This window comes from Glycomyces sp. NPDC049804 (assembly GCF_040674615.1).
In the GTDB taxonomy this organism is placed as follows: Bacteria; Actinomycetota; Actinomycetes; order Mycobacteriales; family Micromonosporaceae; genus Glycomyces; species Glycomyces niveus.
Map to the genome: position 1 here is coordinate 1 of NZ_JBFAMQ010000029.1, position 26,315 is coordinate 26,315.

General features: G+C 72.1%; 21 protein-coding genes. 10 read left to right on the forward strand and 11 right to left on the reverse strand.

The window, feature by feature from the left end:
* The first annotated feature begins 194 nt into the window (after window positions 1–194).
* Entirely contained in the window at window positions 195–1,322 is a 1,128-nt protein-coding gene (locus AB0K52_RS24950) for a crosslink repair DNA glycosylase YcaQ family protein (protein ID WP_363537017.1), read from the forward strand.
* A 51-nt stretch (window positions 1,323–1,373) separates the two neighbouring features.
* Window positions 1,374–2,300, forward strand: a complete 927-nt coding sequence (locus tag AB0K52_RS24955; protein ID WP_363537020.1) for a DMT family transporter — start codon at window positions 1,374–1,376, stop codon at window positions 2,298–2,300.
* On the opposite strand, the gene AB0K52_RS24960 is transcribed toward AB0K52_RS24955, so the two are convergent.
* The 4 genes from AB0K52_RS24960 to AB0K52_RS24975 all read right to left on the reverse strand — a co-directional run bounded on the left by AB0K52_RS24960 (window position 2,297) and on the right by AB0K52_RS24975 (window position 6,742).
* On the reverse strand, window positions 2,297–3,454 hold the full coding sequence (locus AB0K52_RS24960; RefSeq protein ID WP_363537022.1) for a S1 family peptidase: 1,158 nt from the start codon (window positions 3,452–3,454) through the stop codon (window positions 2,297–2,299). The two genes, AB0K52_RS24955 and AB0K52_RS24960, sit on opposite strands and share 4 nt — an antisense overlap.
* Window positions 3,455–3,759: 305 nt before the next feature.
* Complete coding sequence (locus AB0K52_RS24965) at window positions 3,760–4,584, reverse strand: NAD(P)H-binding protein (RefSeq protein WP_363537025.1); 825 nt, start codon at window positions 4,582–4,584, stop codon at window positions 3,760–3,762.
* Between the two features lie 128 nt (window positions 4,585–4,712).
* The gene (locus tag AB0K52_RS24970) at window positions 4,713–5,387 is read right to left on the reverse strand and encodes a response regulator transcription factor (protein WP_363537028.1); all 675 of its coding nucleotides are present in this window, start codon (window positions 5,385–5,387) and stop codon (window positions 4,713–4,715) included.
* Entirely contained in the window at window positions 5,384–6,742 is a 1,359-nt protein-coding gene (locus AB0K52_RS24975; RefSeq protein ID WP_363537031.1) for a sensor histidine kinase, read from the reverse strand. Before AB0K52_RS24975 ends, AB0K52_RS24970 begins: the two co-directional genes overlap by 4 nt.
* 143 nt (window positions 6,743–6,885) lie before the next feature.
* Between AB0K52_RS24975 and AB0K52_RS24980 the strand changes: the two genes are divergently transcribed.
* Both AB0K52_RS24980 and AB0K52_RS24985 read left to right on the forward strand, forming a co-directional pair.
* Window positions 6,886–7,611, forward strand: coding sequence for a DUF998 domain-containing protein (locus AB0K52_RS24980; protein WP_363537034.1), 726 nt, complete (start codon window positions 6,886–6,888; stop codon window positions 7,609–7,611).
* Window positions 7,608–7,769 (forward strand): hypothetical protein, encoded by a 162-nt coding sequence (locus AB0K52_RS24985; protein ID WP_363537037.1) that lies wholly within the window; start codon window positions 7,608–7,610, stop codon window positions 7,767–7,769. The genes AB0K52_RS24980 and AB0K52_RS24985 overlap by 4 nt, the downstream gene beginning before the upstream one ends.
* 43 nt (window positions 7,770–7,812) lie before the next feature.
* Here the strand turns inward: AB0K52_RS24985 and AB0K52_RS24990 are convergent, their stop codons facing one another.
* Together AB0K52_RS24990 and AB0K52_RS24995 are read right to left on the reverse strand one after the other, a co-directional pair.
* Window positions 7,813–8,073: a hypothetical protein gene (locus tag AB0K52_RS24990; protein WP_363537040.1), complete on the reverse strand. Its 261-nt coding sequence runs from the start codon at window positions 8,071–8,073 to the stop codon at window positions 7,813–7,815.
* A 99-nt stretch (window positions 8,074–8,172) separates the two neighbouring features.
* On the reverse strand, window positions 8,173–8,886 hold the full coding sequence (locus tag AB0K52_RS24995; RefSeq protein WP_363537043.1) for a siderophore-interacting protein: 714 nt from the start codon (window positions 8,884–8,886) through the stop codon (window positions 8,173–8,175).
* A 66-nt stretch (window positions 8,887–8,952) separates the two neighbouring features.
* Between AB0K52_RS24995 and AB0K52_RS25000 the strand changes: the two genes are divergently transcribed.
* Both AB0K52_RS25000 and AB0K52_RS25005 read left to right on the forward strand, forming a co-directional pair.
* Window positions 8,953–11,523: a GNAT family N-acetyltransferase gene (locus tag AB0K52_RS25000; protein WP_363537045.1), complete on the forward strand. Its 2,571-nt coding sequence runs from the start codon at window positions 8,953–8,955 to the stop codon at window positions 11,521–11,523.
* A gap of 249 nt (window positions 11,524–11,772) precedes the next feature.
* Complete coding sequence (locus tag AB0K52_RS25005; RefSeq protein WP_363537075.1) at window positions 11,773–13,332, forward strand: AMP-binding protein; 1,560 nt, start codon at window positions 11,773–11,775, stop codon at window positions 13,330–13,332.
* On the opposite strand, the gene AB0K52_RS25010 is transcribed toward AB0K52_RS25005, so the two are convergent.
* On the reverse strand, window positions 13,298–14,344 hold the full coding sequence (locus AB0K52_RS25010) for a TIGR03086 family metal-binding protein (protein ID WP_363537048.1): 1,047 nt from the start codon (window positions 14,342–14,344) through the stop codon (window positions 13,298–13,300). The two genes, AB0K52_RS25005 and AB0K52_RS25010, sit on opposite strands and share 35 nt — an antisense overlap.
* Between AB0K52_RS25010 and AB0K52_RS25015 the strand changes: the two genes are divergently transcribed.
* Window positions 14,321–14,914 (forward strand): hemerythrin domain-containing protein, encoded by a 594-nt coding sequence (locus tag AB0K52_RS25015; protein WP_363537051.1) that lies wholly within the window; start codon window positions 14,321–14,323, stop codon window positions 14,912–14,914. The genes AB0K52_RS25010 and AB0K52_RS25015 overlap by 24 nt on opposite strands.
* A gap of 173 nt (window positions 14,915–15,087) precedes the next feature.
* On the opposite strand, the gene AB0K52_RS25020 is transcribed toward AB0K52_RS25015, so the two are convergent.
* Genes AB0K52_RS25020 through AB0K52_RS25035 form a run of 4 tightly spaced genes read right to left on the reverse strand, consistent with a single transcriptional unit; the run spans window position 15,088 to window position 20,193 of the window.
* Window positions 15,088–16,251, reverse strand: a complete 1,164-nt coding sequence (locus AB0K52_RS25020; protein WP_363537054.1) for a CHAT domain-containing protein — start codon at window positions 16,249–16,251, stop codon at window positions 15,088–15,090.
* An 8-nt stretch (window positions 16,252–16,259) separates the two neighbouring features.
* A complete protein-coding gene (locus tag AB0K52_RS25025) occupies window positions 16,260–17,882 on the reverse strand; it encodes a tetratricopeptide repeat protein (RefSeq protein WP_363537057.1) in 1,623 nt (540 codons plus the stop codon).
* Complete coding sequence (locus tag AB0K52_RS25030) at window positions 17,879–18,925, reverse strand: hypothetical protein (protein WP_363537060.1); 1,047 nt, start codon at window positions 18,923–18,925, stop codon at window positions 17,879–17,881. The genes AB0K52_RS25025 and AB0K52_RS25030 overlap by 4 nt, the downstream gene beginning before the upstream one ends.
* Complete coding sequence (locus AB0K52_RS25035; protein ID WP_363537063.1) at window positions 18,922–20,193, reverse strand: hypothetical protein; 1,272 nt, start codon at window positions 20,191–20,193, stop codon at window positions 18,922–18,924. Before AB0K52_RS25035 ends, AB0K52_RS25030 begins: the two co-directional genes overlap by 4 nt.
* Window positions 20,194–20,304: 111 nt before the next feature.
* On the opposite strand from AB0K52_RS25035, the gene AB0K52_RS25040 reads away from it, so the two are divergent.
* The 3 genes from AB0K52_RS25040 (at window position 20,305) to AB0K52_RS25050 (ending at window position 25,286) form a co-directional block, all read left to right on the forward strand.
* Window positions 20,305–21,561, forward strand: coding sequence for a PA2928 family protein (locus AB0K52_RS25040; protein ID WP_363537066.1), 1,257 nt, complete (start codon window positions 20,305–20,307; stop codon window positions 21,559–21,561).
* A gap of 81 nt (window positions 21,562–21,642) precedes the next feature.
* On the forward strand, window positions 21,643–22,431 hold the full coding sequence (locus tag AB0K52_RS25045) for a hypothetical protein (protein WP_363537069.1): 789 nt from the start codon (window positions 21,643–21,645) through the stop codon (window positions 22,429–22,431).
* Window positions 22,432–22,544: 113 nt separating this feature from the next.
* Window positions 22,545–25,286 carry an Hsp70 family protein gene (locus AB0K52_RS25050; RefSeq protein WP_363537072.1) on the forward strand — a complete coding sequence of 914 codons (2,742 nt, stop codon included), beginning with the start codon at window positions 22,545–22,547 and terminating at the stop codon, window positions 25,284–25,286.
* Window positions 25,287–26,315: the final 1,029 nt, after the last annotated feature.

Sequence of the window (26,315 nt, forward strand, 5' to 3'; positions counted from 1 at the left end):
GGGGTGCGGGGTGCGGGGTGCGGGGTGCGGGGTGCGGGGTGCGGGGTGCGGGGTGCGGGGTGCGGGGTGCGGGGTGCGGGGTGCGGGGTGCGGGGTGCGGGGCGCAGGGCGCAGGGCGCAGGTGGGGTGGGTTGTCGGGGGGCGGTTGTACGGTCTGAGGGTGGACCTTGTTGCGTTGGGAGAGGACTGGAGCTGTGCCTGAGTCGTTGCGGCTTGCCGATGCCCGTCGGATCGCCATTGCCGCGCAGTTGCGGCCGAAGGCGACCCGGTTCAAGACCGTTCTGGAGCGGCTCGGGTGCATTCAGCTCGACACGATCTCGGCGGTGCGCCGCGCCCACGAGTTGACGCTGCTCGCCCGGGACCTCGATGTCGACGAGGCCGTGCGAAGCCTGGAGCGGCGCCGGAGCCCGGTCGCGTTCGAGTACTGGGCGCATGCGATGTCGCTGCTGCCCGTCTCCGCCTGGCCGTATCTCGCGCGGCGGCGCAGGAACTGGCGCGAGCGGTACCAGGACGATTCGCTCGCCGCCGCCGAAGCGGAAGTGCACGCGCTGCTCGCGCGGCACGGCGCGATCACCGTCTCCGATTTCCCGTCCGGCGCGATGCACCGCGACCGGGGCACCGGGGACATGGGCGACAGCTGGAACCACCGGACCGACCACAAGCACGCGGTCGAGCGGATGCTCTGGTTCGGGGAGGTCGCCTGCACGCACCGGATCGGGTTCAAGCGCGTCTACCAACTCGCCGAGCGCGCGATCCCCGCCGAGCACCTGTGGGACGCCGACGACGAGGCGTGCCTGCGCTACATGGTGTCCACCGCGCTGCGCAACCTCGGCGTGGGCACCACGAAGGACATCGCCGACTACTTCCGCCTCAAGATCGCCGACACCGACCGCGTGCTCCGCGAGCTCGAGGTCGAGCAGGTGGCCGTCGAGGGCTGGAAGGCCCGCGCCTGGATCGACCCGCAAGTGCGCCGCACCCGGCTCAGCGGCGCCGAGCGGGCGGTCGCGGTGTCGATGTTCGACCAGCTGGTGTGGCTGCGCGAGCGCATGGCACGCCTGTGGGGCCACGGCTGGAAGATCGAGATCTACGTGCCCGAGCCGCAGCGCACGTTCGGCTACTACTGCCTGCCGGTGTTCGTCGGCGACGACCTGCCGGGGCGGGTCGCGCTGCGCCGCAGCAACGGCGACCTCGTCGTCGAGGCCGTGCAGTGGGACGACGCCCGCGCCGACCGCGAGCACCTGCACGCCGCCGTCGAACGGGCCGCGTCGTGGGTGAACGCCGAGGTCCGCTGGAAGGGCGAGGTCCAGCCGCTCACGCTCTGAGCCCGATCACGGTTCCCCGCCTGACCTGCGCTTTCGGCCTATCGTGGAGGTATGCAGCCCACCCGCGACCGGGCCGCGCTCGCCGCGTTCGCCGGCGCGACCCTCCTCGCCGGCGGCAACGCCGTAGGCATCAGGTTCAGCAACCGGGAACTCGACCCGCTGTGGGGCGCGTCCCTGCGGTTCGGCGCCGCCGCGCTCCTGCTCCTGGCGATCATGGCGGTCCTGCGGCTGCGGTTTCCGCGCGGGAAGGCCCTCGCCGGGACGGTCCTGTTCGGGGTCCTCAACTTCGGCGTCTCGTTCTCGCTCGCCTACTACGCGCTCGTCTACATCCACGCCGGGCTGGGCCAGACCCTGCTGGCGCTGGTGCCGCTCGCGGCGCTGCTGCTGGCCGTCGCGCAGGGCCAGGAGGAGTTCCATGCGTCCGCGCTGGTCGGCACGCTCGTCGCCGTGGCGGGTGTCGCGGTCGTGTCGCAGGCGCCGCTGCGCGCGGACGTGCCGGTCCTGGTCTTGTTGGCGGCGTTGGGCGCGGTGCTGTCGTTCGCCGAGTCGGCGGTGCTCGTCAAGCGGCTGCCGGAGGTCCACCCGGTGGTGATGAACGCGGTCGGGATGGCGGCCGCGGCGGTGCTGCTGTTCGCCGGGTCGTTCGCGCTGGGCGACGAGTGGGTGCTGCCGCGGGTGGCGGACACGTGGTGGGCGCTGGCGTATGTGGTGGTGGCGGGCTCGGTGCTGACGTTCGTGCTGTACCTGACGGTGATCCAGCGTTGGGGCGCGTCGCGCGCGGCGTACGTGTTCGTGGTGATCCCGCTGGTGGCGATATGCGTGTCGGCGTGGCTCGACGACGAGCCGCTGACGGTGTCGCTGCTGGTCGGGGCGCCGCTGATCCTCGCGGGCGTGTACGTGGGCGCGCTGCGCGGGCGCGGACGAAGGGGCCTCCCTTCCGGAAGGCCCCCGAGGTTATTCGGTTCGCACCGGCTTTAGCTGGTGACGAGGGTCAGGCCCCAGGCGGAGAGGGCCGGGCCGATGGGCTGGAAGTAGGTCGTGCCGCCGGAGGAGCAGTTGCCCGAGCCGCCGGAGGTCATGCCCTGCGCGCTGTTGCCGGAGATGAACGAGCCGCCGGAGTCGCCGGGTTCGGCGCACACGTTGGTGCGGGTCATGCCGAAGACGGAGCCCTCGGCATAGTTGACGGTCTGGTTGAAGGCCTGCACGGTGCCGCAGTGCCAGCCGGTGGTCGAGCCGGAGCGGCAGATGGAGGAGCCGATCGCGGCCTGCGTCGCGTTGGCGACGTCGCGGGTGCCGGAGTACATGTTCACGTCGTCGAGCAGCTGCTCGCCGGAGCCGACGGCGACCCAGGCGCGGTCGGCGGACGGGAACACCGAGTTGCGGAAGGTGCCCGGGGCGGCCTCGCCGCTGGTGACCTGGTCGCCCGCGGAGCCGCAGTGGCCGGCGGTGACGAAGCCGGGGGTCGAGCCCTGCCGGACCGAGAAGCCGACCGAGCAGCGCCAGGAGTTCTCGACGATGTACGCGTCGCCGCCGCGCACGAAGTACGTCTGGGGCGCTTCGGCCGCGGTGTCGACGGTGACGAGCGACGGGTCGATCCCGGCGGCCTCGATCAGGCCGGCGGCGGTGGCGGCGTCGGCGGCCTCGATGACGAGCGTGTTGTTCACGACGTCGACGTAGTTGCCGTAGTAGCCGTCCATCGAGATCGGGGAGACCGCGGCGGCGGCGTCCTCGAGGGTCGCGAGGTCGTGCTCGACGAGGACCGGGGTGGCGCCCTCGGCGCGCAGGCCGGTGGTGTCGGCCGCGTCGGTGGTGGCGACGAAGATCTCGTCGGCGTCCTCCGAGACCCACAGGCCCGCATAGGACTCGTCGAGGTCGGCGGGGACCTCCTCGAGCAGGTCGGCGGCGACGTCCTCGACGGCGAGGCGGTCGTAGGCCTCGGCCTCGGTGAGGCCGAAGGTGTCCTGGAGTTCGCTGATCAGCGTTTCGGAGACGTTGCCGGTGAGTTCGGCGCGGGCCTGTTCGGCCTTGGCGTCGAGGATCTCGGCGGAGGCCGGAGCGGCCCCGGCGGCGAGGGAGAGTGCGGTGGCGATGGCACCGGCAGCGGTGACTGCAAGCGCGCGTTGGCGATTCATGTGATGCGTGCCTTTCGGGTGAGGGCATCGGGCGGCCGACGGGGAGGCGACCGCCATGGCAGGCCGGCCGCGTCCGCTGGTTGCGGACCGGGCCGAGATGATGGTGAGCCATGCCATACATGGAGATTAGAGCCAAATCGGAAAAAGTTAAAGATGCAAGTAATTCAGTGAATATCAACCAAAGTGGTGTGTTGTTTCAGGAATGTCAAATACTCTGTGAATTCCCAGAATTACGGGCAAAAAGGGGCGCAACCGCACTGTGTTTTCGAACAGTGCGGTTGCGCCCCTTCGGGTGCTCGCCCGAACTAGCGGAACGCGTCGGCGTTCGCCGTGGCCCACGCGGTGAAGGGCAGCGGCCGCCGACCGACGATCCGCTCGACGGTGTCGGCCACCGTGCGCCCCTCCTCGGGGGTGTTGCCCAGGGCCTCGGTGAGGAACGCGATCACGTGCTCGGGCATGCCCTCGCCGCGCCACTTCTCGTGCGCCTCTTCGACGGTGAGCTCCACGAACTCGATCTCGCGGCCGACCGCGTCGCCGAGGACGCGGACCTTGTCCTGCATCGTCAGGACCTCGGGGCCGGTGATGACCAGCGACTCCCCGTCGTACCCGCCGTCGAGGAGGACCTTCGCCGCGACCGCGCCGATGTCGGCGGGGTGGACCATGGCGCTGAGCCGGTCGCCGAAGGGCTCGCGGATCGCCTCGCCGGCCTTGATTACCCCGGACCACCACATGGCCGCGTTCGACATGAACTCGACCGGGCGCAGGAACGTCGCCTCGATCGCGCTGGCCTCGAGGGCCTGCTCGAGGGGGCCGGTGGCGACGCCGCCGAGGACGGTGGCGCGGCGGACGCCGGCCTGCTCGGCGAGGGCGACGAGCCCGGCGGGGTCGGGGAGGGCGCCGTAGCCCTCGCCGGCGAAGTTGATGAAGTGCACGGCGTCGACGTCCTTGAAGGCGTCGGCGACGGTGTCGAGCGAGGCGAGGTCGCCGACGGCGGTTTCGACGCCTTCGGGAAGGGCCGCTTCGGCGTTGCGGGTGAGGGCCCGGATCCGGGCGGTCGGGTCGAGGGCGGTGACCTGCTCGACGACGTTGCGGCCGACAGTGCCGGTGGCGCCGGTGACGAGGATGCGCATGGGGTTCTCCTTCTTCGAAACTCCGGAACGGAATGTCATGTTCCGATCATAGCAGAGCGGAACGGTCTGTTCCAATACTGGGGTCGAAGTTTTCCCGAGAACGCTTCTACGCGCGGTATCGGCGCTGGTCAGCGCTCTCTGGGGTCCCCTGCGGTGATGAGGCCCGTCTCGTACGCGCAGATGACCGCCTGCGCCCGGTCGCGCAGGCCGAGCTTGGCGAAGACCTTCCCGACGTGCGTCTTCACCGTCTGCTCCGACACGAACAGGGCCTTGGCGATCTCCGGGTTCGACAGGCCCCGCGCGATCAAGCGCAGGACCTCCTCCTCGCGCGGCGTGAGCGCGTCGAGCCGCGCCGACCGCTGCAGGGCCGGCTTCGCCTTGAAACTCTGCTCGATGAGCCGCCGCGTCACCGACGGCGCCAGCAGCGCGTCGCCCGCCGCGACCACCCGCACGGCCGCGATGAGGTCGCCCGGCGGCGCGTCCTTGAGCAGGAACCCGCTGGCGCCCATGCGAAGCGCCTCGTAGACGTAATCGTCGAGGTCGAACGTGGTGAGCATGAGCACCCGCGCCCGCCGCTCCTCCGGCACGGACAGGATGCGCTTCGCCGCCTCCAGCCCATCCATAGTGGGCATGCGCACGTCCATGAGGACCACGTCCGGCCGCAGCCGGGCCGTCCCGGTGACCGCGCCGACCCCGTCCTCGGCGTCACCCACGACCTCGATGTCCGCCTGCGCGTTCAGCAGCGCCGCGAACCCGGCGCGCACCATCGCCTGGTCGTCGGCGATCAGCACCTTGATCGTCACGGGGACTCCTCAACGGTCGAACGGTCCTCGATCGGCAACACCGCGCGCACGCGGAACCCGCCCTCGGCGGACGGCCCGGTCTCGAGCACCCCGCCGTCGAGCGAGACGCGCTCGCGCATCCCGACCAGGCCCAGCCCCGACCCGTGCGGGTCCGGGACCGCCCCGCCCGCTTGCGCCGATCTATGGCCCGCAAGCTTCGCCAATGGCGGCGGGCCGTTCACCACCGTAACCTCGATCCGCCCGTCCACGGCGGCGACCTCCACGTCCGTAGCGGCACCGGGCGCGTGCCGCACCACGTTGCTCAACGCCTCCTGTACCACCCGGAACACCGTGAGCGCCACCGTCTCCGGCAGGTCCTCCGGCAGGCCGCCCACCCGCAGCGCCACCGGCGTCCCCGCCCGGTCGACCGCCTCCGCGAGTCCCCGCAGCGCCTCCGGGCCCGGCTGCGGCGCCCGCGCACCCGCCTCGTCCTCACTGCGCAGCACCCCCAGCAGCCGCCGCATCTCCGCCAGCGACTCGCGCGCCTGCCCGCTGATCGACCGGAACTCCGCCTTCGCCTCCTCGCCCAGGCCCGCGAGCCGGTACTCCGCCGTCGACGACTGCACCGCGATCACCGACATGTGGTGCGCGACAATGTCATGCAACTCCCGCGCGATCCGCGTCCGCTCCTCGAGCAGCCGCCGCTGATGCCGCTCGGTCTCGGCGACCCGCTCCTCCTCGGCCACCCGCGCCCGGCCCTGCCGCCAGATCCGCACCGTCAACCCGATCAGGAACGCCAGCGCCCCCAGCAGCGCGCCGAGCGTGAGACTGTCGGTGGCGGGCGTCGGCGTCGGGTTCGAGACCGGATCGGACACGATCGTCACGAGCCGCGAGTTCGACGCCCAGATCGCGACCGTCCCGACCGCGAAGTACGAGGCCCACGCGAGCACACCCGCCCACGGGCGGCGATCGCGCGCCAACGCGAACAGGACCACCATGAGCGCCATCAGGTTCGGGCTGGTGAGCGGCCACGGCTGCCAACCGATGAACCGGGCCCCGACCATGACCGCCGCGAGCGACGCCAGGACCAGCGCCCACGCCTCGACGGGCCGGAACCGCGCCAGGACGATCGCGGCCGAGGTGGCGAGCGCCGGCAGCACCCCCCAGGCGATGTCGTAGTCGTAGAACAGCATCTGCTGCTGCGAGACGAGCAGGATCAGCGCGAACGGGACCGAGCCGGGGCCGATGAGCGCGAACGTCGACGCGGTGCGCCACCGCCACGTCCCGGACCCCAGGGGCCCGGCCGCGAACAGGTAGCTGACGACGACCCGGACGGCGTTGAACGGGGCCGGCTCGGACTTCGATCGGGACTTCACGGCACCAACCTATGCCGCCCCCGGCCTGCGCGCCCTCACTCCCGGGTACGGGATTCCAGGCCCGGCCTCACCCCCTGGGGTGAGACCCGATTCCACGCCGCGGCCCGAGGGAACCGTGCGTTCGCGCCCCTACCGTTCGCCGCATGTTCCAGCACCTGTTCCGCTCTCGCGCAGCCGAAGTGACCGCCATGGCCGCGGTCGCCGCCAGCCAGGCCGGCTTCGCGGTGATGCACCTGACCCAATCCGACGCGGTGAACCCGGTGGCCACGCCGGTGTCGAGCTACGCCCTCACGTGGCCGGGGATCGCCCTGTTCCCCGCCTCGGTCCTCGCCCTCGCGCTGGCGTGCGCGATCCTCGCCGGGCGCGGGGTCGGGCTCGCCCGGGAGGGGTTCGTCCGCTTCCTGCTCGGCTCGACCGCGGTGATGCTGCTGTGCGCGGCGGTGTTCCGGACCGGGACGCCCGAATCAGGGCTCACATGGTGGGCGCAGATCCACCGCTACACCGCGGGGGCGGCGTTCGTGCTGCTCACGCTGGTGGCCGCGTGGTGCGCGGTGCGCATGAAGGACGCCGACGTGCCCGACTGGGTGCGGCGCGCCACATGGTGGGTGACGGGCCTGGCGGCGCTGACGTTCCTGACGACGACGGTGAACACGTTCCTGCCGGGATTCCTCGACGGCGGCGACTGGCGCGGGATCGGGCAGCGGGTGCTGCTGGTGGTGCTCTCGGCGCTGGTGTGGATCCTGGTCGTGAACTCGGCCCGGGCGACGGTCCGGACGGCGGCACCGGCGCCGGCGGGCGTCGATGCGGCGGCGGTTCCGGTCGCGGCGGTCGCGGACGCGGTGCCCGCGCTGGCGGGGACGCGGTCGTGAGCGGTTTCGGGGCGCTGCGGGCGCGGTGGGGCCGGGCGCGGATGGCGATGGGGAAGTGCGGGGAGCTGCGGCGGCGGGAGCGGTCGCGGCGCGACGGCCCGGTGTTCGTCCGGCCGGAGGAGGCCCCGCCGGGTCCGGGCTTCGGGAGCTGGTTCTAGCGCGAGGGCGGCCGACCAGGCCGCCCTCGTCACCCGATGACGCTCAGATGGAGTTGGCGTACTGCTCGAAGGTGTCGGCGCCGCCTTGGTAGAGGGTGATGGCCTCTTCGAGCTTCTCCTTCGCCTGCTGCCACTGGCCGAGGGCTTCGCCGGGCATGGGGCTGCCGGTGTCCTGGGTGGCGGCGGTGCCGGCGCCGATCGCGTTGTCGGTCTGGGACTGGGCGCCGCCGATGGCGCCCATGGCCTCCTGGACCTGTTCGATCGCGCTCTGAATCTGCGACTTGATCTCCGCGGTGCTGGCCATGCGCCGTCCCCTCGTCTCGAGAATGCCCGGTTACGAGGCTCACCGTAATGGACGCGGGGCGCATTTCGCGGTCGTTCGCGGCCGGCGCCCCGCGCCCGGTCACGCGCGCCAGTACGCCATCGTGTGGAGCCGGTCCTTGGGGATGCCGATCTCCTTGCGGGCGAACGCGGTCAGCGCCCGGGTGGAGGCGGCTTCGCAGGCGATCCAGCAGAAGGCCGCGGCGGGATCCGGGGCGAGTTCGGGGAGTTCCTTGCGGACCTGCTCGACGAGCGCGCCGCCGTCCTGGCCGCGCGGGACGCGCCGCAGATCGTGGTGGCCGGTGGTGCGGTAGGGGAGTTCGTCGCCGCCGGCGGTCTCGAACCAGATCGTGGCCGGGGTGTCGGGAAAGGCGTCGAGGAGCGAATTGATCGCGGGGAGCGACGCGGCGTCGCCGACGAGGAGCAGCCGCTCCGGGGCGGGGTCGAGGGGCTCGAACCCGGTGCCGTACACGGTCGCCTGGATGGTCTCGCCCGGTTCGGCCCGGCGGGACCAGTCGCTGGCGGTGCCGTCGTGGAGCGCGAACTCGATCGCGAACGTGCCGGCGTCGCGGTCGGGGTCGACGATGGTGTAACCGCGCTGGTGGGGCTTGCCGTCGCGGTCGAACCAGAGCCGCACCCACATCGTGGGGTGCGGGGGCAGCTGGGCGAGGAGGCCGCCGTCGGTGAAGGCGAGTCGGCGGTAGTGCTCGGTGATCTGCGTCGCGCCGGTGACCGTGAAGGTGAAGTCCTTGGCGCGCAGCAGCTTCAGCACTGCGCCCTCCCAGCCGTGTCCCATGCCCGGTCCCTTCTCGCACCCCAGTGCGAATCAAGCTCATTACGCTTAGGTTAGACTAACCTAACTATGAGTTTCGTGTGCTACCGGGACGCCTGGGGCGTCCCCCACCTGCGCGCGACCGATCCCCAATCGCTCGCGTTCGCCCAGGGACACAACGCCGCCGACGACCGCGCCTGGCAACTGGAGACCCTCCAACGCCGCGCCACCGGGACCTCAGCCGCCATCTTCGGACCCGAATGGCTCCCCTGGGACCGACTCGCCCGCCAAACCCGCATCACCGACACCGCCCGCGCCGCCTACGACCGCCTCGACCCCCACACCGCCGCCTGGGTCCGCGCCTACACCGACGGCCTCAACGCCGCCCTCCCCCGCGCCGCCGCCCACGCCCCCGAATTCACCAGCGCCCCCACCCCCTGGCAACCCTGGACCCCCCTCGCCGTCTGGCACGCCGAACACCTCCTCTTCGGCTCCGGCTTCCCCGCCAAACTCTGGCGCGAACACGTCATCGAACACCTCGGCCCCGCCGCCGTCGACCGCTTCGCCATGGACGGACCCGCCCCCACCGGCTCCAACGGCTGGATCACCACCCGCACCGCAACCGGCGCCCCCATCATCGCCGGCGACCCCCACCGCTTCCTCCAACTCCCCGGCGCCTACCAGCAAATCCACCTCGCCTGCAACGAATTCGACACCATCGGCCTCGCCATGCCCGGCCTCCCCGGCATCGCCCACTTCGGACACACCGGCCACGTCGCCTGGGGCATTACCAACGCCATGGCCGACACCCAGGACCTCTACCGAGAACACCTGCGCCGCCACCCCGACGGCACCGTCCAAGCCCACGGCCCCCACGGCTGGGAACCCGCCCACACCCGCACCGAGACCATCGACACCGCCGGCACCGCACCCGCCACCGTCGAGATCATCACCACCGCCCGCGGCACCGTCATCGCCGACGACGGCACCACCGCGCTGGCCCTGCGCAGCCCGCTCGACGCCGAACCCGAGATCGGCTTCGCGGCCCTCCCGAAACTGCTGCGCGCCCGCACCGTCGCCGACGTCGACGCCGCCCTCGACGGCTGGGTCCTCCCCGTCAACGTCGTCATGGCCGCCGACACCGCCGGCGGCCTCCTCCACCGCGTCGCCGGGCGCGTCCCCGAACGCGACGCCGCCAACCTCGTCCGCCCCGTCCCCGCCCAGGACCCGCGCCACGCCTGGCGCGGCTGGAAACCCCTGGCCTCCAAACCGATCGACGGCTTCGCGGCCATGGCCAACGACCGCGGCATCTCCGGGCCGCTCGGCGTCGAATTCTGCTCCCCGGCGCGGGCCGCGCGCATCACCGAACTCCTCGCGACGCGCGACGACTGGACCGCCGCCGACATGGCCGCCGTCCACACCGACACCCTCCTGCCCACCGCCGCACCACTGCTCGACCTCCTCACCGGCCTCGACCTCACCGGGCCCGCCGCCGCCCTGCGCGACCGGCTGCGCGCCTGGGACCGCCGCATGGACGCCGCCAGCGCCGACGCCGCCGCCTTCGCCGCGTTCCGGACCGCGCTCATCCGCGCACTCGCCGCCCTCCCCGTCTTCGCCCCCCTCGCCGCGCCCTCCCGCCACCCCGAAGTGTTCGCGCCCTGGCTCGTCCTCGAAGTCCGCATCGGCTTCGCCCTCGAACACCTCCTCGACGGCGACCTCATCACCGTCACCCAACGGGACACCGCACTGCGCGACGCGCTCGACACCGCTGCGGCGCAAGCCGACACGACCTGGGGCGAAATCCACCGCCTCGTCCCCTGGCGCGACATCGACCCGCCCGAGACCCTCACCGGCATGTCCGGCGACGCCGACTGCGTCCTGTCCACCTCCGGCGCCCCCGGCATCACCGAGGACTTCTCCCGCGGGCCCGCCGCCCGCTGGGTCTGGGACCTCGCCGACCGCGCGCAGAGCCGCTGGATCGTCCCCTTCGGCGCCTCAGGACGGCCCGGCCCGCACTACCGCGACCAGCACCCCCTCTGGCGCGACGGCGAACTCATCCCCGTCACCACCGACTGGCAAGTACTGCAAGAGGAGTACCGCATGATCGACCGCCCCGCCGTGTTCGAGCAGACCCTGGACGGCTTCGGCACCGTCGCCATCGTGCCCGTCCACCCCAGCGAGGACCTCGACCTCATCTATGGATGGGTCACCGAGGAGCGCGCCCGCTTCTGGGGCATGACCGAGCACACCAAGGACTACGTGCTCGAGATCTACGAGTACCTCGACGCCCTCCCCACCCACCACGCCTACCTCGTGCTGCGCGACCGGGAACCCGTAGGGCTCTTCCAGACCTACGAGCCTGACGCCGACCCGGTCGGCGAATGCTACGACGTCGAACCCGGCGACATCGGCGCCCACCTCCTCGTCGCCCCCGCCCGGGGCCCCGCCACACCCGGCTTCACCGGCGCCCTCATGGCCGTCTTCACCGCGTTCCTCTTCGCCGACCCCAAGCACCAGCGCATCGTCGTCGAACCCGACACCCGCAACGAGCAGGCCGCCGCCCGCATGCGCCGCACCGGATTCACCCCCGGCCCCGAGATCCGGCTCCCGGACAAGACCGCCCGCCTCGCGTTCCTCCGCCGCGAGGACGCCCGCCGCTGACACACCGCCGACCGGCCGCGCCGGACCGCCCGGACACGGCCCCTGCCGTATACGGCCGCGATCGGCACCGCCACGACCGTCACCGAACCCACCCGCCGCGACTCGACCGCACGGCACGCCGCCGGACGGTGACAGCGCCGCCCCCGACAGGGCAGGATGGCGGGTGAACAAAGGAGACGTGCAATGACGCACCCGCCCGCCGACGACCGCCACGCCGACACCGGCCCCCACCCGACCTTCGACGCCGCCATGGACGGCCCCGGCCACGGCACCCTCTCCATCGCGGCGATCCTCGCCGAAACCGCCGGACGCCGCCCCGACGCCCCCGCCCTCCACTACATGGGACAGACGACGACCTACGGCGACCTCTGGGACCAGACCCGCGCCTACGCCGGCGCCCTCGCCGCCCGCGGCATCGGCCCCGGCTCCCGCGTCGCCATGATCATCCCCAACATCCCCGACTTCCCCCGCGTCTACTACGCCGCCCTAGCCCTCGGCGCCGTCGTCATCCCCGTCCACCTCCTCTTCAAAGCCGAAGAGATCCGATTCGTACTCGAAGACGCCGACGCCGACCTCCTCGTCGCCGCCGCACCCCTCCTCGGCGAAGCCGCCCCAGCGGCCGCCCTAGCGGACGTCCCGCTCCTCACCGTCCTGGCGCCGGAAGGCCACGAGGCCAACGGCGAAACCCTCGCCCGCCTGGAAGCAGAAGCGGAAGCGGCTTCCCCGATCGAACGCTACGCGTCCGTCCACCCGCTCGCCCCCGCCACGATCCTCTACACCTCAGGCACCACCGGCACCCCGAAAGGCGCCGTCGGCTCCCACCTCGCCGTCATCGAACAAGTCCACACCGGACTCCTCGACACCTTCGAATTCCGGCCCGACGACGTCCTCTACGGCGGCCTCCCCTTCTTCCACACCTTCGGCCAGACCGTCGTCCTCAACGCCGGCTTCCGCCGCGGCGCCGCGATCATCCTCCTCCCCAAGTTCGACCCCGACGAGGCGCTGGCCCTCCTGGTGCGCCACAAGGCAACCGTCTTCGCCGGCGTCCCCACGAACTACGCCGGCATGATCGCCGCCGCCAACCGCACCCCCGACCGCCCACCGCTCCGCTTCGCGATCTCCGGCGGCGCCGCCCTGCCCACCGCGCTCCTCGAAGCCTTCGAAGCCGCCTACGGCGCGCAGGTCCACGAAGGCTACGGCCTCACCGAGACCTCCCCGGTCGCCAGCTTCAACCTCGTCTCCGAACCGATCCGCCCCGGCACGGTCGGCAGGTCGATCTGGGGCGTCGACATCGCGATCGCCGACGCCGAAACCGAAGGCCGCATCGACCTGCTGCCCAACGACACCCTCGGCGAAATCGTCATCCGCGGCCACAACCTCATGAAGGGCTACCTCGGCCGCCCCGACGCCACGGCCGCAGCCGTCGTAGACGGATGGTTCCGCAGCGGCGACCTCGGCACCGTCGACGCCGAAGGCGTGATCCGAATCGTCGACCGCAAGAAGGACATGATCATCCGCAACGGCTACAACGTCTACCCGACCGAAGTCGAAGCCGTCCTCTCGCGCCACCCGGCCGTCTCACTCGCCGCCGTCTTCGGTGTCCCCCACGACGACCACGGCCAAGAAGTCCACGCCGCCATCGTCCCTGCCGAAGGCGCCGACCCGGACCCGTCGGAACTGATCGACTACGTCAAAGCAAAGATCGCCGCCTACAAATACCCCCGCACAGTCCATGTCGTCGAGGCCCTTCCGTTGGGCCCGAGCGGCAAGATCCTCAAGCGGGAGCTCCAGCGCCTCTACGGCGGCTAGGCCTGAGGCGTATTGATATCGGCGGGCGGCCGGGCTGGTGTGCCGGGCCGCCCGCTGGTGTTCCTCCACGTGGAGGCCGGCCAGTGCGGGGACCGCGCGCGTGGCTTCCCGCGCGCGGTCTCGGTATGGCGACGTTCGCGAATCCCCTTGTCTCGCCGCCATCCCGCCGGGCCAGATGGCTTTTTGTCTCAAGGCTGACACACTCCGCAGTTGTGCGGCAACAGAAAGTTTCCGGCTGTGGATAACTTCCTGCGGGCGTGATGCACCGCGCGCCGTCGCCTTGCGGGGCTTTGCGGTTGCGTGGCTGGTGGTGGCGGTTGTACGGCGCATTCCTCAAGCGTGTCACCGATGGTAGTGAAGCGGCAACGACGACTTTCTCGCCTGTGGATAACTTCCGGTGTTGCAGGTCGTCGGCGGTGAGGTCCGGGTCGCGGCCGAGGATGGCGAGCAGGCGGGACAGGTCGTCTTGCCCCGCTTCTTCGAGGACGACCACTGGGGCGAAGGGCGCGTAGGGGCCGTTGCGGGTCGGGCCCTCCGCGGGGACCTCTTCGGCCAAGGGAAGGACTGCGGCGAGGATGTCGTCTTCGAATTCGGGGCGGATGCCGATCGACACCGCCACGTCCCAGGCGTGGGCCACATAGTCGATGAAGTGGAAGCCGAGGGCCTGCCTTCCGGGGACCGCGACCGAGCCGTCGGCGCCGACCAGGAGCGGCCAGTCGCGGTCGACCGCGCCCGCAGTGGCGAATGCCGCGACCACTTCGGCGGCGGAGGCCGCGAAGGCCTCGTGCGGAGCTTCCGTGACGGGCCGGTCGGCCCAGGTTGCCGGTTCGAAGGTCTCGCCGCGTGCGGCCGAGGCGAAGCCGTGGTTCTGGCCGATCATGTGGGCGAGGAGCTGTGAGAGATCCCAACCGGCGCAAGGGGTCGGCGCGCCGAGCTGGTCCGCGCGGACCTGTCCGACGATCGCGGTGGCGGTCGCCATGGTCCGGCGGTGAAGGGTGAGCAGGTCGGTCATGAACCGGATCATAGGCCGCCCGCGCCCGGGCCGGTCGCGGGTAAAATCTTCCGCGGCGCGCTCACCCCGAGGGGCGCGCGCCGTGATCGAAGGAGCACCTCAATCAGTTCAGACACCGACCGCCTGGTCGCGTTCAGCACCCAACTTCGCAATGTCCACCAGCGCCTCCGCAAGGCGCTCGACCTCGCCCGCCGCTCGATCGACGGGGAGTTCGACGACGCCGCCGGGCAGGATCTCCTCCTGTTCTGCCGCGGCTTCTGCGCCGCGCTGAGCGGCCACCACCGCAGCGAGGACGGCGGGCTGTTCCCGCAGGTCATCGCCGAGCATCCTGAGCTCAAGCCGGTGATCGCCAACCTCATGAGCGACCACAACATGCTCGAACACCTCATCGGCCAGCTCGCCGCCGCAATGGATGCCGACGCCGGCCCCGACGAGCTCCACCGCCACCTCGACGGCATCGGCGCGGTCATGGAGACCCACTTCCGGTACGAGGAGAGCCAGCTGTTGGTCGTCCTCGACGCGCTTGCCCTTGAGGGTGCGCCGGCACAACTCCTCGGCGATCTGGCATAGCCGTGAGGCGGGCTGGGGCTCACCGCCGCTGGCCCGCCATTCGTACGCTTCGGGCTCGTCGGGGTACTCGAGCAGATGCTCGCCGGCGAGCGTCGCCAATGCCCCACGGACGGACTGATAGGACCAGTCCGGGTCGGCGGTGCCGTGCGAAACGGATCGTGGGTCAGGTGGGGTCAGCCGTGGGCGGTGGCGAAGGCCGACCAGACGAGGGGGGAGTCTTCGAGGCGGCCGTGGGCCTCCCAGTGTGCGGCGCGGGCCCGTTGCCAGTCGTTGAGGACGGCGATGGGGTCGGGGGAGCGGTGGGCGTCGTCGATGGCGAGCACGGCGTCGGGGATGACGGTGGTGTCGGGGGTCGCGCGAGGGGCGAAGCGGCGGATGCCGGCGTCGGTCGGGAGGGTCCAGCGAGTGGCCGTGACGTACTGGGCTCCGGTGTGGAGGGCGGCGGCGACGAGGCCGACGGGTTCGGCGTAGCGGACTTCGCCGCCGCTTTCGCAGGCGATGAACGCGACCCGGTTGGGCATGCGCCAGGGGAGGAGTGCGTCCGGCCGGTGGCCGAGGACGATGTCGGCGGCCGTGAGCGGGCGGTGGCCCCCGATGACGGCGGCGCGGCCGGTCGTGCCGGGGCCGCAGCTCAGGTGGAGACGGGCGTCCAGGCTGTGCGCGGCGGCGGTGACGTGCCCTATGTAGAGGAATCGGGAGGCGTCGGCGAGGAGGGGCCGGATCGTGTCCCTGGTCTGGTCTGAGCGGCGGAAGGCCTCGTCACCGAGGCCGAGTCGCCTTGCCAGGGCCGGGCCTTCGGGGCCCAGGACCGAGCCCAGGGCTGCTCCCGCTCCCGGGACCTTCGGGTCCAAGACGGTCACTGCAGGGTTCTCGGGGTTCCATGGTGTGACGCGGCGTTCGGGGGCGTTCCGCACCGTCGCCGCCGGGAGGATCGAGAGGTCCGAGTTCGTCACGAAGCGCTCGCCTTCGTCGACTCGCAAAGCCTCCCAAGGGACTTGACCGGTCGCGTGCGACGGCTGGAGGCGCACGTGGGGGCGCAGGCCCTGCTCCAGGTAGCCGTTGAGTTCCTGCGCGAGCCGGTAGGGGATGAGGGCCTTCGCGAGATCGGTGGCGAGTTGGAATTCGGTCTCACGTGTGGTGAGCGGGCCGTTCAAGGAGCGCTCCAGGGCGGCTTCGACCGTCTCGCCGGGCAGGGGCGTGGGGAGGGCGTCGGCGAGTTCCCGCAGGACGGGCCGGACGGTCTCGCCGGGGACCATGATGTTCTGGATCGCGCCGAGGTCGTGCTCCCAACGCCACGAATAGAACAGGTCGTCCGTGTCGACGAGTTTCAGTTGCACCGTGGGCCTCACCACGCGTCCACCACCTGGTCGGAGCGGATCGCGAAGCCGTAGCGGCGTTCGGTCTCGATAATCCAGGGCTCCAATGCGGACTCCCGGTTCGGGTTGACGCGCAAGCGGGGCGGCAGCGCGAAGCGCGGCGCGGGGAAGCCCTCGGCGGCGCCGGTCACGAACGCCGACGCCGCGAAGGCGAACTCCTCCGCTTCGAAGTCCGGGACGGGGAGCTCGATCGGGTCGAGCGCCGCGACCGCGGCGGCATCATGGCCCGCGGCGTGGAGGGAGACCGTGCTGCTCATGTGCTCGAGGAGCTCGGAGATCAGCGCGCCGTCGCGCAGCTCCATCGCCAGATGCAGCGCGTGCGCCATCGCCGGGATCGCCACGGTCGCCGCCCACCGCTCCCGCGCCCCGCCCGGCGCGTACTGATGCCGGACCGCGTCCGTCGCGAGCGCCGAAGGGAGCGAGAAGTACAGCGCGACCTGGAGCAGCTGCCGCCGTTCATCGGGGTCGTCGGTGCGATCGCGGGCCGCCGCGGCGGCGAACGCCCGCCGCATGTCCAACCGCGCCAAGTGATACCGCGCGCCCGTCGCCGCGTACAACTCGCGCGCCTCGACATAGGCCTGCTCAGCCGCGGCGAAGTCGGCGTCCGCCGCGAGCATGTCGCCCTGCAGGCCCAGGGCCTCCGCGAGCGCTACGACATGGCCCGCCGCCCGCAGCGTCTCGATCGCCCCCGGCAGGAGCGCACGCGCCTCCTCCACGGCGCCGCTGTCGAACGCGGCGTGCGCCCTGCCGTAGCGGATCTCGGCGGCGCGCAGCGGCTGCTCCCCGTCGAGGAACGCCCGCTCCGCCCTCGCGAGCAGCGCCACCGCCGCGTCCCGGTCGCCCTGGCGGCCCGCGACGCGGCCCTGGTTCGCGACCGCCAGCGCCGCCTGCGCGGTGTCCCCGGCGGCGGTGTGGAGCTGTTCGGCCAGTTGCAGGTACGCCATGGCGGTGTCGTGGTCGTTGTGCGCCTGGGCGATGTACGCGAGGTTCGAGTAGGGGTGGCCGGCGAGGGCCGGGTAGTGCGCGGTGGCGAGGTCGAGGGCGTGCAGGGCGGCGGCCTCGGCGGCTTCGAGGTGTTCGAGGCGGAGGAGCAGGACGCTGCGGGTGTTGTGGAGGTTGAACGCGAGGAGCCGGTTGTCGTCGTTGTCGTCGGTGCCGGCGGTGAGCGCCAGGGCCGCTTCGAGGTCGGCGAGGGCATGGTGGTAGCGGCCGAGGAGCTGGTGGGTCTGGGAGCGTTGGATGAGGACGGCGGTGCGGACGGCGACGGTGCCGAACCGGTCGCCGACGTCGTGTTCGGCGCTCGCGCAGGCGTCGAGGGCGTCGCCGGCGAGGCGGAGCGCCGCGGCGGTGTCGCCGCGGTGCTCGGCGAGGGTGGCGAGGTTGCCGAGGACGCGGGCGCGGGCGTCGTATCCGGCGCCGTCGAGGTCGTCGACGAGGGTGAGCCGGTAGGCCTGTTCGAACATCGCGGCGGCTTCGGTGGTGCGTCCTTCGTGGACGAGGCGGGCGGCGGCGTTGTTGAGCTGCTTGAAGGGCGCCCAGCGGGGTCCGGTGGTCTCCTTGCCGTGCAGGCCGATCAGGTCGTCGCCGGTCATGCGGTGCGTTCGGCGAGGCTGGCGTCGGGGTGGCCGAGGCGGGAGCGCGCGTATTCGATGAGGGCGGCGCGGTGGGGGGCGTCGGCGGGGTCGGGCGGGTCGTCGCCGGTGGTGAAGTCGGGGGCGAAGACGTGGAGGGTGCGCTGGTCGGCGGGGAGGAGCAGGAGTGCTTGGGGTGCTTCGGCTTCGCCGAGGAAGTGGCCGGTCTCGGGGTTGAGGCGCAGGGGGACGTCGACGTGGGCGATGCGGGCGGTGAGGGGGAGGTCGGCGGCTTCGGGTGCGGCGGGGACGGTGACGGTGAGGGCGAGTCCGGTCGGTCGGCGGCGGAGGATCCAGGTGGCGCCGGCGGCGGCGTCGACGAGGCCTTGGGGGACGTGCGCCCAGTCGACGGGGGCGCCGCCGCTGGCGAGGGCGATGTCGACGGGGTGGTCGCCGCCGGCGGCGAGGGCCCAGTCTTCGCGGCGGAGCTGCGCGGGTTCGCGGCGCAGTTCGACGCCGTAGTCCTCGGCGAGTGCGGTGAGTGCGGCGGTGAGTTCGCCGCCGCCGTGGGCGGGGTCGAGGGAGTCGAGCGGGGCGGGGTCGGTGTCGGCGAGGGCGCGTTCGACGGCTTCGTCGTCGTCGAGGAGGTGTTCGACGGCGGCGGTGCGCCAGGCGGCTTCGGCGCGGAGGAGTCCGCGGTCGAGCGCGGGCAGGCCCGCGGCGTGGGAGGCCGGCCACCAGGCTTCGGCCCAGCGGAGGTGGGCGAGGCGGCGGGCCGCGTCGAGTACGGGTGAGTCCCATTCGGTCGCAACGGTGTCGGCGTCGGTGAGGATGGCGGTCGCGGCGTCGTGTCCGTAGATCTCCCACAGCCAGTCGGCGGCGGGGCCGGGGTCGTGGATCTCGGCGGCCGGGTGGGCGCGGCGGTCGAGGACGTCCCAGTAGAGGAGGGCGCCGCGGGCTTCGACGAGGGCGGTGCGTTCGGGGCGGGGCCGGTCCGGTTGGCGGGGCGGGGCGGCGCCGACGATGATGACCTCGCCGACGCGGCCGGTATGGAACTCGGTCATGCGCGGCCGCCGTCCCGTTCGAGGAGGCGCCGGAGCCGGTCGCGCTGGTCGAGGAGCACGGAGCGGAAGACGCCGTCGAGGAGGTCCCACACGTCGTCGGCCGCGGTGGTCTCGCCGCGCAGTTCGCGGCCGTGCAGGCGCGCCCACAGGCGCCGCAGGTACGGCTCCTGCACGTCAATGATCTCGCGTCGGAGGTCGTCGGGCACCGTCGCCGATGTGGGGTCGGGGTGGCGCTGGACGGCGTGCACGTACGCTTCGCGCGCGTAGCGGGCCTTCAAGCGCGCGTTGGCGTCTGAGGCGGGAGCGGTCGGGGAGCCGATGCCGGTGCTGGCGTCGCGGCCGAGGGCCATGGCGACGCGGCTCGGTTCGTCGGCGAGCTGCCAGGCGGCCGCGGAGCGGTGGATCTCGCCGACGACCATGGCGGGGATGTCGGCCATGGATTCGCGCTGGAAGACGGAGGTGAAGGCGGCGAAGAGGCGTTCCATGATGGACCGGTCGAACGGCGGCGGGAGGGCTCGCTTGGAGGCGCGGTCGCCCAGTTGCGGCGGTTCGGGCCGCTCGCGGGCGGTCAGGCCGTAGTCGCGGGCGACGCGCGGCTTGTCGAGGTCGGCCGCTTCGGCGCTGCCGACCCCGTTGGCGGCCAGCGCGTGCCATTGGGCTTCGGAGGGCGCGGTCGCGCACGTGTCGAGGAACGCGGTGAGGCCGTCGTGCGGGGCGGGCTGCGGTGCGGGCCGGTCGTCCCAGGCCCGCTGGAGGAGACCGGTGAGGCGCACCGCTTGGTCGGGGTCGGTCATGAAGCGCCGCAGCCGGTCCACGGTCATCTCGCCGCGTTCGGCCCGCACTGCCGCGACGGTGGCCGCGGCGATCGCCTCCGCGTCGGGCGTGTCGGCGGGGTCGCCGTGGAGGTGCGCGAGTTCGAAGCAGCGTTGGAAGTACAGGTCTTGCGGGTTGCCTTCGGTGACGCCTGCGCGCCGCCGCGCCCGCTTCACCAGTTGGAACCATGTCGCGGTCGCCGCCAGCGCGGGTCCCGCGTCGGTGACGGCGCGGCGCAGGTCGTCGACGTGCTCGACGGGGATCAGGCCGCCGGCGAAGCGCGGGTTCAGGTTGGGGCGCAGTACGAGTGGGTCGAGGAGGAGTTTCACGGTGCGCGCGAGCGGCCGGCCGGACGTGTTGCTCAGGGGTGCGACGGCGTCGCCGAGCTGTGCCCACGCGTCGGCGATGAGCATGCCCCGGGGCACGGCCGCCCCGGCCGCTATGCCTTGCACCATGAATCGGATTCTAGTCGGGTCGGGCCGGGCGCGGGCGCCGAAGGAAGTTGTGACCGGTAGCGGGCCGGGTTCGGCGGACACTGCGGGCGACCAGTGCAGAAGGAGTCCGTCATGAGCCACGTCCCCGGTTACTCGTCGGCCCGGCCGTTCCCGCCGCAGCAGCGCGTGCGGTCTCCTTACGGCACACCGGACCATCCGTTGACGCCGCAGCGGCGGCGCGGCCGCGGGTTCGGCATGTTCGGGGGGATCCTCTTGTCCTCCTTGGTGATCGCGGTGGCCGCGATCGTCGGCGAGCATGTGACCGCGCCCGATCCGGACATCGCGGTCCATTCGGGGATCGGGTTCGCGGTGTACGGCGGTGAGGAGCTCGCCTTGGTGCCGTACGACCGCAACGGGTCGGGCGGGCTCGTCGATGCGATGCGGCACGGGTTGTCCGAAGTGCGACTCGCGGCGGTGGAATTGTCCACAGGTGACATGAAATGGGACGTTGAGCTGGCCGATCGCCAGCCGTGGCCGGTGGCCGTGCTCGCCGCGGGGGACCACTTCGCGTACGTCTCGACTGACAATGGGTTGATGATCCTCGATCTCGCCGACGGCGGCACGGTCGCCGAGCCGGGCGCGGTGCCCGGCCTGGAGCGCTCGCGGGCGCTCTCGGGCGCGGCGTACGGGTTCGACCCGGCGCTCGATGCCGTTGTCGCCCTTGATGTGGACGGCGGCGTGCAGGTGCTCCCGCTCGACGCCCTGGAGGCCGAGCCCGCGGATGCGGCGACGACCGCGACCTGGTCGGGTGTGCTGTTCGCCGAAGGGTCCGCGCCCGACATCGGCGGCATGACGAGCACGGAGGCGCTGCTCGCCGACGGTGAGAGCACGGTCCGGCTCGAGCCGACCGCGGACGGCGCGCTGGGCGGAAGCCTCGTCGTCGACGGCCCGGACGGGAAGCGGGCCTTGGGGACGCGCGTGTTCTACGGGGCCGGGATCGTCCTCGACCAGACCTCCCCGTTCGCGTCGTTCGACGTCGAGATCGACGTGGACGCGCTCATCGCCGAGTTCCTGGAGGACCCGGCCGCCGCGAGCGAGGACCTGTGGACCGGGTTCGGCAACACCGCCGCCGGGGCCGGCGCCGGGCATGTGCTCGTCGAGCACCAGCCCGAACCCGGGGTCGACGCCTACGCCCTCCATGTCGTCGACCTGGACACCGGCCAGGTCACCGCCTCGACCGCGACCGGCTCCCGCCTCGGCCGGGCCCTCACCAGCCCCGGCGGGTACACGGCCGTCATCGCCGCCCCCGAAGGCTCGTACTGGCTCGCCGACCTCGTCCTCGTCGCCCCCGGCGGCTCGCTCGAACGCGTCGAGATCGGCCGCCCCTGAACCGAACCTGTGACCGGTAGGCGCAGGCGCACCACGAAACTCGATACAGCCCGAACACCCGGACCCCCGAAAGGAACCCCCATGTTCAAGACCATCGGCGTCATCGGCCTCATCGTCGGCCTCGCCCTCACCGCCATGTACGTCTTCACCGGCCTCACCGGCGACGGCCCCGGCGCGTGGGAGAACGGCTGGCTCGCCGGACCGATCATCCTCATCGCCATGATCCCGATCCTCTCCATCGCCCGCGTCGCCGACGGCCCGCTCCGCCAACTGCGCGGCCTCCCGCCGAAAGGCTTCGAGAACGCCCCGCTCGCCATGGGCACCATCGTCTCCGCCGAGCGCACCGGCCTGAGCGTCAACGACCAGCCGCAGCTCGAAATCCTGTTCGACGTCGACACCGTCGACGGCCAGTCGTTCCGCGGCGTCGCCAAGGCCATCATCGACATCACCGAACTCGCCATGGTCGTCCCCGGCGCGGTCCTGCCCGTCCGGTACCGGCCCGGCAGCACCGACGGGAAGATCGCCATCGCCGCCGACGCGCCGCAGCACGAGATGCAGGCCGTCATCGACCGCGTCCGCGTCGCCAAGGGGCTCGTGACGCCGCGCCAGCTGCAGATCGCCGAGCAGGGCGTCGAGGCGAAGGCCGTGGTCCTCGCCATGAACCCGACCGGCGAGATCCAGGGCGAGCGCGCGGTCGTCGACCTCAGGTTCCGCGTCACCCGCGCCGACCAGACCACGTTCGACCTCGACCAGCGCAAGCCCGTCGACGCCTCCGCGATCCCGCAGCTCCAGCCCGGGATGGTCGTCCGCGTCCGGTACCTCCCGCACGACGAGTCGGAGCTCGTGGTCCTCACCGCGTTCCAGCCGTAGCAGGGCCCGTCGGACCCGGGGTCTACTGTGGCACCCGGGTCCGCCGGCGCGATATCCTCGCGAAGGATCGCCGGTCCCCGCCCCCCTTTTCACCGCCCATGAACAGGACCCGCTTGCACACCCCCGTATGGCTCGCCGTCGACCTCGGCACCACGCACACCGTCGCCGTCGTCGGCCGCCAAGGCCAAGAACCCTGCTCCCTGCTGTTCGACGGCTCGCCGCTGCTGCCCTCCGGCGTGTACCTCGACGCCGACGGCGAACTCCACACCGGACGCGACGCGCAGCGCCTCGCCGCCGCCGAACCCGCCCGGTTCGAGCCGCACCCCAAGCGGCGCATCGACGAAGGCACCGTGCTCCTCGGCGACCGCGAGATCCCCGTGGAGGAACTCCTCGCCACCGGGCTGCGCCGCGTCGCCGACGCCGCGACCGCCTCCGGGCAGCAGCCCACCGAGACCGTCCTGACCTACCCCGCCGACTGGGGGCCGGTCCGGCGCGCCGCCCTCGAACGCGCCGCCGCCAGCGCCGGCCTCGGCCGCGTCAGGCTCCTCGCCGAACCGATCGCCGCCGCCACCTACTGCGCCGACATCCTCGGCCACGAGATCCCGCGCGGCGGCGCCGTCGCCATCTTCGACTTCGGCGGCGGCACCTTCGACGTCGCCGTCGTCCGCCGCGAGGACGACGACACCGGCCGGTTCAGGACCCTCGCCGTCGGCGGCCTCGACGACCTCGGCGGCCTCGACGTCGACATGGCCCTCACCGCCCACCTCGGCCGCGTCGTCGCCGGCCGCGACCCCGAACTGTGGCAGCGGCTCTCCGAACCGCAGACCACCGCCGACCTGCGGGACCGGCTCGCGTTCTGGGGCGAGGTGCGGGCCGCGAAGGAGATGCTCTCGCGCACCTCCACCGCGCCCGTCGCCCTCCCCGGCCACAACCCGATGGGCCTGCACCTCACCCGCGACGAACTCCAGTCCCTCGCCGACCCGCTCGTCTCCCGCGCCGTCGACGAGACCCGCCGCACCGTCGAACGCGCCGGCGTCGACCCCGGCGGCCTCGCCGCGCTCCTCCTCGTCGGCGGCTCCAGCCGCATGCCGCTCGTCGCCACCCGCCTCCACGCCCGCCTCGGCGTCGCCCCCGCCGTCCCCGAGCAGCCCGAACTCCCCGTCGCGTTCGGCGCCTTGCGGTTCGCGCTCACCGACCAGACCGACCCGGCCGCCTCCAGCCCGCCCGCGACACCCCAGGCGGGCGTCCCCACGGTGACGTACGCGCCGTTCCCGCAGCCGCACTCGCAGCCGCAGGTGCCGTCGCAGCCGCCGTTCCCGCAGCCCAGCCCGAGCCTGCCCCCGCACACTCCGATGACGCCCCAGGCCCCGCACCAGCCGTCCGTCTACACCGGACCCCTGCCGGGGCGGCCGGCGCCCCAGCGGACCCGCGTCCTGGCGTCGGTCCTGTCCGCGGTCGTGCTCATGGCCGCCGCGGTCGTCGTCGTGCTCAACAGCGTCGACTGGGGCGGCGTCCTCGGCGACAACGCCGCGGGCGACCTCATCGAAGGCCTCGCCGACAACATCGACGACGCGACCGGCGGCGGGCCCGAACTCACCCTCGGCTACGAGCAGCAGCTCGGCGCGGACGGCGCCAGCGCGGTCGCCGCCGCGGACGGCCTCGCGATCCTCGCCGAAGTCGTCGACGGCTCGACCGCCGTCACCGCCGTCACTCCCACGGGCGAACCCGTCTGGAGCGCCACCGTCGACCTCGAGCCGACCGAGCTGTTCCTCACCGTCGTCGGCGACGTGCTCCTCATCGACGCCACCGCCTCCGCCACCGACGAAGGCCAGAACATGCGCGCCGCCCTCGCCCTCGACGGCGGCGAGGTGCTGTGGAAGCGGCCCTGGACCGACCGCAACGACGTCGCCTACTACGGCAGCGAAGCGGTCATCGAGCAGCGCACCGGGTTCGAGGACAACGCCGTCATCCGCGTCGACCTCACCACCGGCGAGGAGGTGTGGAAGGAGACCGGACCGTACGACCTGTTCATCATCGACGAGTACCGCGTCCGCGCCGCCACCGTCTGGGACGAAGGCGACAGCCCGGGTGCGGTCCCGCCGAACTCGAACGCGCTTTACGACCACCTCGCCGCCACCGACCGGATCGTGGAGCTTCTCCCCGACGAGGGCACCGGCATCGTCCGCGACGCCGCGAACGGCAACGTCGTCACCAGCGGCGACCTGCCCGTGAACAGCGAATACTGGACCGTGTTCGACGGCTTCGTCATCGGCGAGGCGAATGAGGCGACCTCGCCCGGCCGCAGCACCCTCATCGCCCACTCGCTCGGCGACCTCGCCGAGGCCTGGCGCCTTGAACTCGACGTCGCCTTCTCCATCCAGCACGTGAAAGCGTGCGGCCCGCACCTGGTCTGCGCCGCCCTCGACCACGCCACGGCCGACGACCAGTACCAGACGATCGCGGTCGACACTCAGACCGGGGCGCAGGTGTGGACGGTCGGCGTCGAATGGTCCGTGGACGACCACTGGTACTCCACGTCGAACGGCCTCGTCCACGGCGACCAGGTCTTCGACACCGTCGATTCGGCGCAGATCCTCGACTTCGAAGGGCGCCAGGTCGTCGAGGGCGAACTGTTCACCTCCGCGATCGCCGTGCGCGGCGGGCTCGCCGCGATGGAGGTCTCGACCATGGGCGGCTGGGACGTCGCGGTCGTCGACACGGCGACCGGCGAGCAGACCGCGGGGCAGTCTGTCGGCGCCGATCTTCCCGAGCACGCCTCGTTCGCGGGGAACCTGCTCGTGGTGCTCGGAGGGGACATGCAGGCTCGAGTGTTCACCGTCCCCGACCTCGGCTGAGCTGCATTTGGGCGCTGAGCTGCATTTCCTCTGAGCCGCAACGTGAACGGGGCCGGGCGTGAGCCCGGCCCCGGCGCCTGCGGGCCCGTCTGAGCGAACCGGGTTCGGCGGGTGCCGCGTACCGGTCTGCGGTTCGGCCACGAGGCGGAAGGACCGCTTCAGGATCAACGGGCACCATGGATCGTTCTTCCAGGCGCCCAACCATTCCGGAGTCGGAGCGGGCTCCCCAAAGAACCGCGAGATCACGCCCGGGCCCGCGCCGTCGCTGCATTCGATGTGGTACTCGGCGGCGGTCAGCGGGTGGTCGCTCGCGACCTCGCGGAAGACGGGGCCATAGACGGCGAGTTCGACTTCACCGATTGAGGTGGAGCCCGGCATTCAAGGCCAGCCAGCGACAACGAGTCCCCATGCGGTCATCGCCAGTCGTCGGCCATCCGGATCCACTTGGCCCGAGTTCAATCGGGCGGCGACAGAAGGGTGCGTGACGGGCGGAGTTCGCCTGTGGCTTCCCGGTCGGAAGCGGTTGGGGTTCAATCGGGCGGCGACAACGAGGTCCTATTGCGCTTGGGTCGGTCTTCGGTTCCCGGCCTGGATTGGGTTAGGGTTCAATCGGGCAGCGACAACGAGGTCCCTCTCGGGCCTCCCGGCCCGATTCGCTTAGGGTTCAATCGGGCAGCGACAACGAGGTGGGGGCGGTCCTGAGGTCCCTCTCCGGCTTTCCGGCGCGATTCGGTTGCGGTTCAATCGGGCAGCGACGGGAGGGTGTGGGGCGGGGCGCGATTGCGGCGCTGGGCATGCCGAGGGACCCGAACCCTGGTGGGTTTCGGGCTGCGCTGCTTGGTGTGGCGGCGCTTTCCCCCAGCGGTCGCCCGCTGGGGCAGCCTAAGACTGGTATCGGCATTGGGGTGGGTGGTGTGGCTGTCTTGAACTGCTCGGGGCTTGCCCCTTTGGTGTTGACACCGTCCTATGCGGCGAGAGCGAGGCTAGCGTGCCGCTGTTCGTAGTCGATGGGTGAGACATAGCCCAGAG

Coding starts and splice junctions, on each gene's coding strand:
- AB0K52_RS25035 (WP_363537063.1), bottom strand. CDS start 20,193: ATGGTGCAAGGCATAGCGGCCGGGGCGGCCGTGCCCCGGGGCATGCTC.
- AB0K52_RS24965 (WP_363537025.1), bottom strand. CDS start 4,584: ATGCGCATCCTCGTCACCGGCGCCACCGGCACTGTCGGCCGCAACGTC.
- AB0K52_RS24955 (WP_363537020.1), top strand. CDS start 1,374: ATGCAGCCCACCCGCGACCGGGCCGCGCTCGCCGCGTTCGCCGGCGCG.
- AB0K52_RS25000 (WP_363537045.1), top strand. CDS start 8,953: ATGAGTTTCGTGTGCTACCGGGACGCCTGGGGCGTCCCCCACCTGCGC.
- AB0K52_RS25030 (WP_363537060.1), bottom strand. CDS start 18,925: ATGACCGAGTTCCATACCGGCCGCGTCGGCGAGGTCATCATCGTCGGC.
- AB0K52_RS25040 (WP_363537066.1), top strand. CDS start 20,305: ATGAGCCACGTCCCCGGTTACTCGTCGGCCCGGCCGTTCCCGCCGCAG.
- AB0K52_RS25045 (WP_363537069.1), top strand. CDS start 21,643: ATGTTCAAGACCATCGGCGTCATCGGCCTCATCGTCGGCCTCGCCCTC.
- AB0K52_RS24990 (WP_363537040.1), bottom strand. CDS start 8,073: ATGGCCAGCACCGCGGAGATCAAGTCGCAGATTCAGAGCGCGATCGAA.
- AB0K52_RS25005 (WP_363537075.1), top strand. CDS start 11,773: ATGGACGGCCCCGGCCACGGCACCCTCTCCATCGCGGCGATCCTCGCC.
- AB0K52_RS24960 (WP_363537022.1), bottom strand. CDS start 3,454: ATGAATCGCCAACGCGCGCTTGCAGTCACCGCTGCCGGTGCCATCGCC.
- AB0K52_RS25025 (WP_363537057.1), bottom strand. CDS start 17,882: ATGACCGGCGACGACCTGATCGGCCTGCACGGCAAGGAGACCACCGGA.
- AB0K52_RS24980 (WP_363537034.1), top strand. CDS start 6,886: ATGTTCCAGCACCTGTTCCGCTCTCGCGCAGCCGAAGTGACCGCCATG.
- AB0K52_RS24995 (WP_363537043.1), bottom strand. CDS start 8,886: ATGGGACACGGCTGGGAGGGCGCAGTGCTGAAGCTGCTGCGCGCCAAG.
- AB0K52_RS25010 (WP_363537048.1), bottom strand. CDS start 14,344: ATGACCGACCTGCTCACCCTTCACCGCCGGACCATGGCGACCGCCACC.